The sequence below is a fragment of the Acidovorax sp. JHL-9 genome, assembly GCF_000426205.1.
Classification (GTDB): Bacteria; Pseudomonadota; Gammaproteobacteria; order Burkholderiales; family Burkholderiaceae_C; genus Acidovorax; species Acidovorax soli.
Map to the genome: position 1 here is coordinate 218,999 of NZ_AUEX01000005.1, position 12,519 is coordinate 231,517.

Below are 12,519 nucleotides of genomic sequence, written 5' to 3' on the forward strand. Positions count from 1 at the left end.
CCCCTCCATGCAGCCCCTCAGCGTCAACGCATACCTTCGCCAACACATCCGCACCGTGCCTGACTGGCCCGCGCCAGGCGTGCAATTTCGTGACATCACACCCCTGTGGCAAGATCCCAAGGTCTGTCACGTCTTTAGAGCCTGTTGACGAGCTCGCAGGGGATCGCGTGCTGCTGATCGACGACCTGATTGCCACCGGTGGCGCCATGATGGCCGGCGCCCGTGTTCAGTTCAGATCGCCGTACTGGGTGCTGCTGAGATCGGGAAAGGGCCCGTCTGCAGCCTGCATCACGGTGTCTTCAAAACCGGTCGGCCGTGACGGTGCCAGCAGGGGGCCTGACCGCACCGGAACGCCCGGTTTGGTGGCCGCAGCAGGCGTGGCCCGGACACTGGCGGCATCCGACAGCGCCCGCTTGAACGCAGCCACTTCATCGGCCTCGATCGGATCAAACCGCTGCGCAGGGGCAGCAGCGGGACGGGCCGGCGGCACTGGCGGCGCTGTATGGGCAACCGGGCGCGCGGCAGGCGCCCGTACCGGCATGGCTGGCGCCATTGGGGCCGCGGAGGCCCCTGCGGACAGCGAAGCCCCCTGCGGCGCAATGGCTTTTTGCGGAATACCCGCCGCCACATGGTCGTTGATACGCCAGTAGACCGCCGTCACCTGAATGTCGTAGCGCGCCTTGGCCGTCTGGGCCACCAGCGCCTCGATCTCGCTGAGCCGCACGGTCTCTCCCCCAAACTCGCGGGCCAGGTCCATCATGACGAGAAACTGCCGGCCCCGCTGGTCCAGCGACAGCACCTTGAACTTGTAACTGGCCGACAGCACACCGGCGCGGACCATGGCATCGCGCACCACGGTATAGAGCAGCTCCCGCCGTTCCATGCGCTCGCTCTTGCGGTTCGCTGGCCGGGATTCAAGGGCCGGGTTGCGCCCCGCAGCCATGGGAGTCGCATCCGCATGGAGCAAACCCGAAGGCTCCAAGGCCGAACGGGGCTTGGAGGGTTGGGATTTGCGGCTAAACCAACTGAACAGGGACATGGTTTGCTTTCTGGGATAGCACCGGTAAACGACCTCATTGAGTTTACCCGGCACACTCCCGCAAGCCCCCGCACATTGCGGTGACGGGCGCCCAAAGCCCCCGGCGTCAGGTGGCCGCGACGCGGCGGCGGCGGTTACCCAGCCGTTTGGCCAGCACGGCGCCAGCGGCCATGGCCAGGCCCAGGGCAATGGCTGGCTGGCGGTTGGACAGTTCGGTGAAGCGCAACGCTGTCAGGCTCCAGAGCTTGGTCGGGACACCCCCCTGAACGGTGGCGCTGCGCGGGCGCATCGAGAAGAAGGCGCCTTCTCCCACCACCGAACCCGGCCCCACGATCGCCAGCCGCAGGCGTTCTTTCTCGTCCTGGTAATGCACGCTCAGGCTGCCACTTTCGACCAGGTAAAGGGTTCTGTCGGACGCGCCCTGGGAAAACAGCACATGCCCTGCCGGCAAGGCATAGGGCTGCAGGTAGGCCGAGAGGATTTCCCACTGCGCAGGCGACAGGGGATTGGTCATGCTGTCTTCTGCGGTGGCCTGGGCAATGGCATTGAGCAGACCAGTGAGATCAATCTTGGATGAAATGGGCGTAATGGCATTCATGGTCTGCCGAAACTAACCTTGTAACAGAGCAGGCACAAGCACTCTTTACGTATGTTTACAACAAATGCCAGCCGATGTTGTTACTTGCCGATACAAAAGCTGGAGAAGATGACACCAAGCAAGTCGTCAGAGGTGAACTCACCCGTGATGGTGCTCAGCGCGTTCTGGGCCAGCCGCAGCTCCTCCGCCAGAAGATCCAGCGCGGGGCCACGCGCATCCAGCTGCGCCGCAGCTTGCTCCAGATGCGCCTGCACGCTGCCCAGCGCCTGCACATGCCGTGCGCGGGCGATGTACACGCCCTCCGGCGCCGACTGCCAGCCCGCCACCTCCAGCAGGATGCGGCGCAAGGCATCCAGCCCCTCGCCCGTGCGGGCCGACAGGTGCACGGCAGCGCGCCCGGCGGATTGGGGCTGCCGCACACTGGGCACGCAATCGACCTTGTTCCATACATCGATGACAGGCACGGATGAAAGCAGTTTCTGGCCCAGTGCGCTTTCTATGGCTGCGTCGGCAGCTCTGTATTCGCTCGCCTCCCAGCGCGCCAGATCGTGCAGGAACAGCACCGCATCGGCAGCTGCAATGGCGTCCCAGGCACGGGCGATGCCGATGCGCTCCACCTCGTCATCGCTGTCGCGCAGGCCGGCGGTGTCGATCACATGCAGCGGCACGCCTTCGATCTGGATGGTCTGCTGCACCTTGTCGCGCGTGGTGCCGGCAATCGGCGTCACGATGGCCAGTTCGGCGCCCGCCAGTGCATTGAGCAGCGAGCTCTTGCCGGCATTGGGCTGGCCGGCAATCACCACCTTGATGCCTTCGCGCAGCAGCGCACCCTGGCGGGCACGCTGCATCACCTGCGCCAGCGTTTGCTCCAGTTGGAATAGCTGCCCACGTGCATCTGACTTGCGCAGAAAGTCGATTTCTTCCTCCGGAAAATCCAGCGTGGCCTCGACCAGCATGCGCAGATGGATCAACGCGTCGCGCAGCGCGTGAATCTCTGTCGAGAACGCACCGGTCAGCGAGCGGCTGGCGCTGCGGGCCGCCGCCTCCGTGCTGGCATCGATCAGGTCGGCAATCGCCTCGGCCTGGGCCAGGTCGATCTTGTCGTTGAGGAACGCGCGCTCGGTGAACTCGCCGGGCTGCGCCACCCGCAGGCCGGGCAGGCAAGGCCGGCCCGTGGCAGCCTCCAGGGCGGCACCGGCTTCCAGGCAGCGCGCCAGCAGCAGCTGCAGCACCACGGGGCCGCCATGGGCCTGCAGCTCCAGCACGTCCTCGCCGGTGTAGCTGTGCGGGCCGGGAAAAAACAGCGCCAGCCCCTGGTCGATGGCCTGGCCCTGCGCATCGCGAAAGGGCAGGTAGGTGGCCTCGCGGGGTTTCAGCGCTCGGCCGCACAGGGCCTGCACCAGCATGTCCAGCCCGCGCCCCGAGACACGCACGATGCCGACGGCCCCGCGCCCCGGGGCAGTGGCGATGGCAACGATGGGGTCATGGTGGCGGGCAAGCATGGTGGCGACTGTACAGGGTGGATGGAAATGAAAAAGGCCGCTTGCGCGGCCTTGGGGAACCCGGGGGCTCAGCGACGCCAGGTCACTTGAACTTCGGCAAATTAAATTGCGGTGGCACGCCCATGCGGGTGTTGATGATCCACTGCTGCGCAATCGACAGGATGTTGTTGGTCAGCCAGTACAGCACCAGGCCGGCCGGGAAGAAGAAGAACATCACGCTGAAGATCAGCGGCATGAACCACATCATCTTGGCCTGCATCGGATCGGGCGGCGCGGGGTTCAGCGCGGTCTGCAGCAGCGAACTGGCCGTCATCAGCAGCGGCAGGATGAAGTAGGGGTCGGGCGTGGACAGGTCGCGGATCCAGCCGATCCAGGGCGCGTTGCGCATCTCGACGCTGGACAGCAGCACCCAGTACAGCGCAATGAACACCGGGATCTGGATCATGATGGGGAAGCAGCCGCCCATCGGGTTGACCTTTTCCTCGCGGTAGATGCGCATCATCTCCTGCTGCATCTGCTGGGGCTTGTCCTTGAGGCGCTCACGCATCTCCGTGATCTTGGGGTTGATGGCCTTCATCTTGGCCATGCTGGCGTAGGCCTTGGCGTTGAGCCAGTAGAACGCGATCTTGAGCAGCAGCACCAGACCCACGATGGACCAGCCCCAGTTGCCCAAAATTTTGTGCAGCTGGTCCAGCAGCCAGTACAGCGGCTTGGCCAGGATGGTGAGCCAGCCGTAATCCTTGACCAGTTCGAGGCCAGGGGCGAGTTTTTCCAGGCTCGTCTCGACCTGCGGGCCGGCAAACAACTGCGCCTGCACGGTCTTGCTGGCGCCCGGAGCGATTTCGCCCACGGGCGTGATCATGCCGACCGAATACAGGTTGGCGTCCACCTTGCGCATGAAGAGTTCGCGCGTGATGCCGTCGCCCAGCAGCCAAGCGCTGGCAAAGTAGTGCTGCACCATGGCCACATAGCCGTTGGTGGCGGTCTTTTCGATCTCGGCCTTGCCTTCTTCAATCTTCTTGAACTCAACCTTCTGGTATTTCTTGGCGTCGGTATAGACCGCCGGGCCGGTGAAGGTGGAATAGAACGACGACTCTCCGGGCGGAGGGTTGCCATCGCGCACCAGTTGCAGATACAGCTGGGGCGAAACCGGCGTGCTGCCGGTGTTCACCACCTCGTGGGCCACGGCCATGTCATACGAGCCGCGCTTCAGCGTCCAGGTCTTGACCAGCTTCAGGCCGCCCAGGTCGGGCGATTCAAAGCGCACGCTCAGTTCGTTGTCGCCATCCCGCAGCGCGCGGGGGCCCGGCACGGCCTTCATCACCGTCTTGTGGGTGGGGTAGGCGCCGCCGATCAGGCCCGTCTGGGCCACGTACACCCGCGCAGCGCTTTCGTCGAACAGCACGAAGTTGCGGGTCTTGTCGGCCATGTCCACATGCTTGAGCAGTTCGGCATGGGTGAGAGAGCCGCCTTCGCTGTCGAAGGTGAGGCGATAGACGTCGGTGGTGACTTCGACGCGTTCGCGCACGGCGGGCGCTGCGGGGGCAGGCTGGCCGGGTACCGCGGAGACGCCCTGCTGCGCAGCCGCAGAGGACACGCTGGCCACCGGAACACTGGCAGCACCGGTGGCACCGGACGCCGCACCCGTGGCAGCGGGCGCAGTCACGGCCGGCGTGGCGGGAAAGAAAGTGGCTTTGTTGCCGTTGTGCAGTTGCCACTTGTCCCACAGCAGAACCATGGAAAAGCCAAGAATCACCCACAGAATGGTGCGGCGAATGTCGTTCATGAAGACTTCTTTGGTGAGGATGGTTGGGTGTTGGAAGGAGAAAGCCGCGAAAAAAGCCGCATGCTGCGCGGCAAATCTTGCGACCCCGGAGGAACCGGATCGTGGCCCCCGTCACACCAGGGGTGGCAGCGTACCAGCCTGCGCACTGTAAGGTAACTGCCGGCCGCGGCACCGTACCGCTCCAGCGCCTGCAGCGAATAGGCCGAACAGGTCGGCTCAAACCGGCAGGCCGAACCCAGCCAGGGGCTGAGAAACAGCCGATAGCCCTTGACCACGCCAATCAGCAACGCACGCATCATGGCGCCACCTGCGCTGGTGCTGGCACCTGTGCCACGGCAGGGCGCCGTGTGGCGTGCCCAAACAGCTGCAGCAACTCGGCCCGCACGGCCTGCTTGAGCGGGTCGGACGTGGCACTGAGAAACTGCTTGCGATCAAACGTGGCCCGCAGGCGCACGACATGGGCCGCCTGCGGCAAACGGGCCTCGAACAAGGCCGCCACGGCATGGATCTGCCGCTTGATGGTGTTGCGCGTCACGGCACGGCGCGCCCAGCGCTTGGGCACCATGGCACCCAGCCAGACATCAGACACGCCAAACAGGGCCTGCGACCCTTGCACGGATGGCAAGGAGTCGGGCCCTGTGGGAGCAATGCCTGTCACGACAGCCTTCTCAGCGTCCAGCACCAGACGGTGCAGCGCAAAGTGCGCCGTGCGGGAGACAGTGCCTCCCGCCATGGCCGCCTGGAACTGCGGACGGGTTTTCAGCCGTTGCATGCAAGCACCCCGTTTGGAACCTGACGGCGCAAACCGGGGAGCAGGTCCAAGACCGTAACGGCCTTAGACGGCCAGGCGCTTGCGGCCCTTGGCGCGGCGTGCGTTGATCACGGCGCGGCCACCGCGGGTCTTCATGCGGACGAGGAAACCATGGGTGCGCGCGCGGCGCGTCTTGGAAGGCTGGTAAGTACGTTTCATTTTGCTATTCCTTGAGGCTCAGTTCCGGACTGCTGCTCTTGAACCCCGCCATCTGCGGCCGCAGCGCCCCTAGCGGGGATCGCACACAACCAAAGACTCGCGGGGCAGAAATAACGGCGCGCCGGGTCAAATCACCCTGAACGCATTCAGGGAAACCCGAAATTATCGCAGGCTTGGCGCTGGCTGGCAATGCCCATTGTGTTGTGGGCCTTTGGCGAGGCGCGCAAAACCCGTTCCGGGAGCACGCCGGCACCTGGCCCGAAGTGGCCTCTCAAATTGTGGATAACTCCTTGACAAGCTACAATCCGCCGCCTCGAACCGTTCCTCTATCCACAACAAGAATGCCCCCTGAAATGACCGAGGAATCCCATCGCAGCCCCACAGGCCAGCCCGGCGCCGATGCCGGCCAGGGCCTCTGGCAGGCCTGCGTTGAACAGCTCGCCCAAGACCTGCCAGAGCAACAGTTCAACACCTGGATCAAGCCCCTGACCGCCCAGGTGGCCGAAGACTTCTCCAAGGTCACCGTGCTGGTGGGCAACCGTTTCAAGCTGGACTGGATTCGGGCGCAGTATGCAGGCCGCATTGCCGCGCTGCTCGAAGGCCTCTACGGTCAATCCGTGACACTGGAGTTAGCGCTCGCTCAGCGCGAAGCCATTGCCCGTACTTATGTACGACCAGCAGCCCCTGAACAATCCAGCACCACAGCGCTGTCTGAACCATCCTCTGGCAACAACGACGAAACGCCGGCCGGTGCATTCCGCAACCGGCTCAATGCCGCCCTGACTTTCGAGACCCTGGTGGAAGGCACGGCCAACCGCATGGCGCGCTCGGCCGCCATGCATGTGGCGGGCATGCCCGGGCATCTGTACAACCCGCTCTTCATCTATGGCGGCGTGGGCCTGGGCAAGACCCACCTGATGCATGCGGTGGGCAACCGCCTGCTGGCCGACCGGCCCGACGCCAAAGTTCTCTACATCCACGCCGAGCAGTTTGTGTCGGATGTGGTTAAGGCCTACCAACGGCGCACCTTCGATGAATTCAAGGAGCGCTACCACTCGCTGGATCTGCTGCTGATCGACGATGTGCAGTTTTTTGCCAACAAGGACCGCACGCAGGAAGAATTCTTCAACGCATTCGAGGCGCTGCTGGCCAAAAAATCACACATCGTGATGACGTCGGACACCTATCCGAAAGGCCTGGCCAACATCCACGAGCGCCTGGTGTCGCGCTTCGATTCGGGCCTGACGGTCGCGATCGAGCCGCCCGAGCTCGAAATGCGCGTGGCCATCCTGATCAACAAGGCGCGCGCCGAAAGCACCGAGATGCCCGAGGAAGTGGCCTTTTTCGTGGCCAAGAACGTGCGCTCCAACGTGCGCGAGCTCGAAGGCGCCTTGCGCAAGATCCTGGCCTATTCACGCTTCAACCAGAAGGAAATCTCCATCCAGCTGGCGCGCGAGGCGCTGCGCGACCTGCTGTCCATCCAGAACCGGCAGATTTCTGTGGAAAACATCCAGAAAACGGTGGCCGACTATTACAAGATCAAGGTCGCCGACATGTACAGCAAGAAGCGCCCGGCCAGCATTGCCCGGCCGCGCCAGATTGCCATGTACCTGGCCAAGGAGCTGACGCAAAAGAGCCTGCCCGAGATCGGAGAGCTGTTCGGCGGTCGCGACCACACCACGGTACTGCATGCCGTGCGCAAGATTTCGGGCGAGCGCCAGCAACTCACCGAACTGAACCAGCAGCTGCATGTGCTGGAGCAAACACTCAAGGGTTGACATGGAGCACACCCTGAGTTGCCCTCGGCGGCGTCCCTCGCCTGGGCAATGCCGGTCCCAGAGGCCGGGAGGGTCTCCATCGCACCGGATAACCGGAAAATGCGTCTGTAGCAGCAATGCCCTTGCAAGAGGGCAAAATGGCGGTTTGTGCGGCAGGGGGGAGGCACCACCGGTGCTGCTGTCCACACACCGTCCCAAAAACCACAAGAGGTTGACATGATCGTCCTGAAGGCAACACAAGACAAGGTTCTCGCGGTTCTGCAATCGGTCTCCGGCATCGTCGAGCGCCGCCACACCCTGCCCATCCTGGCCAATGTACTGATCCGCAAGACGGGCAACGCCCTGCAGCTGACGACCAGCGACCTCGAAATCCAGATCCGCACCACGGCCGAGCTCGGTGGCGACACCGGCGACTTCACCACCACGGTGGGTGCGCGCAAGCTCATCGACATCCTGCGCACCATGCCCGGCGACCAGACAGTGAGCCTGGAATCGGCCCAGTCCAAGCTCATCCTCAAGGGTGGCAAGAGCCGCTTCACGCTGCAGACCCTGCCCGCCGAAGACTTTCCGCTGGTGCAGGAATCGGCCGCCTTCGGCCCCGCGTTCAGCGTGCCGCAGAAAGTGCTGAAGGACCTGCTCTCCCAGGTGTCGTTCGCCATGGCGGTGCAGGACATCCGCTACTACCTGAACGGCATTTTGTTCGTGGCCGAGGGCAAGCAGCTGAGCCTGGTGGCCACCGATGGCCACCGCCTGGCCTTCGCCAGCGCCACACTGGATGTGGAAGTGCCCAAGCAGGAAGTGATCCTGCCGCGCAAGACGGTGATCGAACTGCAGCGCCTGCTGTCGGACGCGGGCGGCGACAACCAGCCCCATATCGAGATGCAATTCGCCAACAACCAGGCGAAGTTCACCTTCGGCGGCATGGAGTTCGTCACCAAGCTGGTCGAAGGCAAGTTCCCCGATTACAACCGCGTGATTCCGCGCAACCACACCAACAGCGTCACCCTGGGCCGCGCGCCGCTGCTGGCCAGCCTGCAGCGCACGGCCATCATGACCAGCGACAAGTTCAAGGGCGTGCGCCTGAACCTGGAGCCCGGCACGCTGCGCGTGGCCAGCAACAACGCCGAGCAGGAAGAGGCCGTGGACGAGCTCGACATCGACTACGGTGGCGACACCATCGAAATCGGCTTCAACGTCACCTACCTCATCGATGCCCTGGCCAACATGGGGCAGGACATGGTGAAGGTGGAGCTGTCGGACGGCAACAGCTCGGCGCTGCTGACCATCCCCGACAACAGCAACTTCAAGTACGTCGTCATGCCCATGCGCATCTGACGCCATCCCCCGCTGCAGAACACTACTGTTTTGATAGCCAATAGCGCTACCAAATAAGCGCTAGAGGCAATTTTCATCATTGAACACATTGGAAACCACCGGTTTCCACGGATCCCAAGGCCCACCATGACCGCTGACAACACGCAACCCGAGCCCACCGAGAACGGCTCCACCGGCAATGGTGAGCCCGCAATGCCCGTCGTGCCAAAGATCGACACGAACCAGGCCGGTGCCAGCGAGAGCTACGGTGAAGGCGCCATCACCATCCTCGAAGGCCTGGAGGCCGTGCGCAAACGCCCCGGCATGTACATCGGCGACACGAGTGACGGCACCGGCCTGCACCACCTGGTGTTCGAGGTGGTGGACAACTCCATCGACGAGGCATTGGCCGGCCACTGCGACGACATCGTGGTCACCATCCACACCGACAACTCCATCAGCGTCACCGACAACGGCCGCGGCATCCCCACCGGCGTGAAGATGGACGACAAGCACGAGCCCAAGCGCTCGGCGGCCGAGATCGCGCTCACCGAACTGCACGCCGGCGGCAAGTTCAACCAGAACAGCTACAAGGTCTCGGGCGGCCTGCACGGCGTGGGCGTAAGCTGCGTGAACGCGCTCAGCAAGAAACTGCGCCTGACCGTGCGCCGCGAAGGCAAGGTACATGTGCTGGACTTCAGCCAGGGCTTTGTACAAAACCGCATCACCGCACAGGTGGACGGCGTCGACGTGTCGCCCATGAAAGTCATCGGCGACACCGAAAAACGCGGCACCGAAGTGCACTTTCTGCCCGACACCGAGATCTTCAAGGAAAACAGCGAGTTCCACTACGAGATCCTGGCCAAGCGCCTGCGAGAGCTGAGTTTCCTGAACAACGGCGTGCGCATTCGCCTCAAGGACGAACGCAGCGGCAAGGAAGACGACTTCTCGGGCGCCGGTGGTGTGCGCGGCTTTGTCGAATTCATCAACAAAGGCAAGACCGTGCTGCACCCCACCTCGTTCTACGCGGCGGGCGAGCGCCCCGCCGAGACCTATGGCGGCATCCCCGGCACGCACATCGGCGTGGAAGTGGCCATGCAGTGGAACAGCGCCTACACCGAGCAGGTGCTGTGCTTCACCAACAACATCCCGCAGCGTGACGGCGGCACCCACCTGACCGGCCTGCGCGCCGCGATGACCCGTGTCATTAACAAATACATCGAAGAAAACGAGCTGGCCAAAAAGGCCAAGGTCGAAGTCACCGGTGACGACATGCGCGAAGGCCTGTGCTGCGTGCTGAGCGTGAAGGTGCCCGAGCCCAAGTTCAGCAGCCAGACCAAGGACAAGCTGGTGTCGAGCGAAGTGCGCGCCCCCGTGGAAGACATCGTGGGCAAGTTGCTCACCGACTACCTGCAAGAGAAACCCAACGACGCCAAGATCATCTGCGGCAAGATCGTCGAAGCCGCCCGCGCCCGCGAAGCCGCCCGCAAGGCCCGTGAAATGACGCGCCGCAAGGGCGTGCTCGACGGCATGGGCCTGCCCGGCAAGCTGGCCGACTGCCAGGAAAAAGACCCGGCGATGTGCGAGATCTACATCGTCGAGGGCGACTCCGCCGGCGGCTCCGCCAAGCAGGGCCGCGACCGCAAGTTCCAGGCCATCCTGCCGCTGCGCGGCAAGATCCTGAACGTGGAAAAAGCCCGCTACGAAAAGCTGCTCACCAGCAACGAAATCCTCACGCTCATCACGGCCCTGGGCACCGGCATCGGCAAGGCCGGCGGCAGCACCGGCAACGACGATTTCGACGTGGCCAAGCTGCGCTACCACCGCATCATCATCATGACCGACGCCGACGTGGACGGCGCGCACATCCGCACCCTGCTGCTGACCTTCTTCTACCGCCAGATGCCCGAGCTCGTCGAGCGCGGCCACATCTACATCGCGCAGCCGCCGCTGTACAAGGTGAAGGCCGGCAAGGAAGAGCTGTACCTGAAGGACGCACCCGCACTCGACGGTTTCCTGCTGCGCATTGCGCTGAACCACGCCAGCGTGACCACCGGCGGCGCCAACCCGCAAACACTGACCGGCGAGACCCTGGCCGAACTGGCCCGCAAGCACCAGATCGCCGAGAGCGTGATCGCCCGCCTGGGCAATTTCATGGACGCAGAAGCCCTGCGCGCCATTGCCGACGGCGTGAGCCTCCAGCTCGACACCGTCGCCGAAGCCGAGGCCAGCGCCGTGGCCCTGCAAGCCAAGCTGCGCGAACTCAACACCACCGGTGCCCCCGCCGAAGTAGCCGGCGAATTCGACGCCCGCACCGACAAGCCCCTGCTGCGCATCAGCCGACGCCACCACGGCAACATCAAGAGCAGCGTCATCACGCAAGACTTCGTGCAGGGCGCCGACTACGCCGCCCTGGCCGAGGCCGCCGAAACCTTCCGCGGCCTGCTGGGCGAAGGCGCCAAGGTGATGCGCGGCGAAGGCGACAAGCAGAAGGAAGAAAAAGTGGGCGACTTCCGCCAGGCCATGAAGTGGCTGATCAGCGAAGCCGAGCGCACCACCAGCCGCCAGCGCTACAAGGGCCTGGGCGAAATGAACCCCGAGCAGCTGTGGGAAACCACCATGGACCCCAACGTGCGCCGCCTGCTGCGCGTGCAGATCGACGACGCGATCGAGGCCGATCGGGTGTTCACCATGCTGATGGGGGATGAGGTGGAGCCGCGGCGGGATTTCATTGAGACGAATGCGCTGCGGGCGGGGAATATTGACGTTTGATTTTTTCGCTTATGTAAAAGCCCCATGCCAATTAATTGGCATGGGGCTTTTATTTTGTGAATCGGGCTTATGCCGAAAATTAACATGAGCATCGACCGCGCTTACTACTCCTCAAGCCTTAGCTCCTTCTTGAGCACCTCACCCGACTCCGTGCTTGGAGAGGTCGCACGCAACTCAGGATTTGCCATAGAACTAGGCCAGCGAGACGCCTGGGTGAAGCAAATCAAAGTGCTGAGAGAGCAATTGATGCCTTGGGCCAGTCAAGGACATTTGTTTTTCGAGTTCGTCGTTCCGCGAATGGGCCGACGCATCGACGTACTCGTGATCATCAAACACGCCGTGTTTGTCATCGAATTCAAGGTGGGTGAATCAACCTTCACGCGCGCGGCCCTGGATCAGGTGTGGGACTACGCACTGGATCTGAAGAACTTTCGGGCCTGTCCGAATTTCTGTGTGTGAGGCTCATTGAACCTTCACCGATTTCGTGAAGCTGGTTGACTATCTTACGTGCTCGATTTCGTGAACCGATCTTCGTAGAGGATCGCGAATTGGTTCATCGCTGATTTCCAGTGGTTGGCCGCCCGTCCCCAGTCCTCGGTGATGTTGCGCAGTGCCAGCCAGATCAGCTTGGTGGCCGCGTCATCGCTGGGGAAGTGCCCGCGCGTCTTGATGATCTTTCGCAGCCGCGCATTCACGCTCTCAATCGCATTGGTCGTATAGATCACGCGCCGCACCTCTGGCGGGAAGGCGAAGAACGGAA

12 protein-coding genes and 1 pseudogene are annotated in these 12,519 nt (G+C 63.3%); 5 read left to right on the plus strand and 8 right to left on the minus strand.

Annotation, left to right across the window (positions count from 1 at the left end):
• Positions 1-7: 7 nt before the first annotated feature.
• Positions 8-133, plus strand: a pseudogene (locus K225_RS22785) (adenine phosphoribosyltransferase); the annotation flags it as partial.
• Between the two features lie 93 nt (positions 134-226).
• On the opposite strand, the gene K225_RS0106285 reads toward K225_RS22785, so the two are convergent.
• The 7 genes from K225_RS0106285 to rpmH form a co-directional block, all read right to left on the minus strand.
• Positions 227-1,039 carry a hypothetical protein gene (locus tag K225_RS0106285; RefSeq protein ID WP_026435627.1) on the minus strand — a complete coding sequence of 271 codons (813 nt, stop codon included), beginning with the start codon at positions 1,037-1,039 and terminating at the stop codon, positions 227-229.
• A 106-nt stretch (positions 1,040-1,145) separates the two neighbouring features.
• A complete protein-coding gene (locus tag K225_RS0106290; protein WP_026435628.1) occupies positions 1,146-1,637 on the minus strand; it encodes a Crp/Fnr family transcriptional regulator in 492 nt (163 codons plus the stop codon).
• A gap of 80 nt (positions 1,638-1,717) precedes the next feature.
• The gene (gene mnmE / locus K225_RS0106295; RefSeq protein ID WP_026435629.1) at positions 1,718-3,139 is read right to left on the minus strand and encodes a tRNA uridine-5-carboxymethylaminomethyl(34) synthesis GTPase MnmE; all 1,422 of its coding nucleotides are present in this window, start codon (positions 3,137-3,139) and stop codon (positions 1,718-1,720) included.
• An 82-nt stretch (positions 3,140-3,221) separates the two neighbouring features.
• Positions 3,222-4,925, minus strand: coding sequence for a membrane protein insertase YidC (gene yidC / locus K225_RS0106300; protein WP_026435630.1), 1,704 nt, complete (start codon positions 4,923-4,925; stop codon positions 3,222-3,224).
• Complete coding sequence (yidD, locus tag K225_RS21590) at positions 4,922-5,224, minus strand: membrane protein insertion efficiency factor YidD (protein ID WP_081679608.1); 303 nt, start codon at positions 5,222-5,224, stop codon at positions 4,922-4,924. Before yidD ends, yidC begins: the two co-directional genes overlap by 4 nt.
• Positions 5,221-5,697 carry a ribonuclease P protein component gene (locus K225_RS0106305; protein ID WP_026435631.1) on the minus strand — a complete coding sequence of 159 codons (477 nt, stop codon included), beginning with the start codon at positions 5,695-5,697 and terminating at the stop codon, positions 5,221-5,223. The genes yidD and K225_RS0106305 overlap by 4 nt, the downstream gene beginning before the upstream one ends.
• 63 nt (positions 5,698-5,760) lie before the next feature.
• Positions 5,761-5,895, minus strand: a complete 135-nt coding sequence (gene rpmH / locus K225_RS0106310; protein ID WP_005798102.1) for a 50S ribosomal protein L34 — start codon at positions 5,893-5,895, stop codon at positions 5,761-5,763.
• A gap of 353 nt (positions 5,896-6,248) precedes the next feature.
• Here rpmH and dnaA point away from each other — a divergent pair, with 353 nt between their 5' ends.
• The 4 genes from dnaA (at position 6,249) to K225_RS22130 (ending at position 12,218) form a co-directional block, all read left to right on the plus strand.
• Positions 6,249-7,673: a chromosomal replication initiator protein DnaA gene (gene dnaA / locus K225_RS20430; RefSeq protein ID WP_051248733.1), complete on the plus strand. Its 1,425-nt coding sequence runs from the start codon at positions 6,249-6,251 to the stop codon at positions 7,671-7,673.
• A gap of 216 nt (positions 7,674-7,889) precedes the next feature.
• Entirely contained in the window at positions 7,890-9,008 is a 1,119-nt protein-coding gene (dnaN, locus tag K225_RS0106320) for a DNA polymerase III subunit beta (protein ID WP_026435632.1), read from the plus strand.
• Positions 9,009-9,134: 126 nt separating this feature from the next.
• Positions 9,135-11,759, plus strand: coding sequence for a DNA topoisomerase (ATP-hydrolyzing) subunit B (gene gyrB / locus K225_RS0106325; RefSeq protein WP_026435633.1), 2,625 nt, complete (start codon positions 9,135-9,137; stop codon positions 11,757-11,759).
• Between the two features lie 84 nt (positions 11,760-11,843).
• Positions 11,844-12,218, plus strand: a complete 375-nt coding sequence (locus K225_RS22130) for a hypothetical protein (protein WP_155885235.1) — start codon at positions 11,844-11,846, stop codon at positions 12,216-12,218.
• Positions 12,219-12,262: 44 nt separating this feature from the next.
• Here the strand turns inward: K225_RS22130 and K225_RS0106335 are convergent.
• Positions 12,263-12,519, minus strand: a 257-nt coding sequence (locus K225_RS0106335; protein ID WP_026435634.1) for a transposase, incomplete at its 5' end; no start/stop codon positions are given.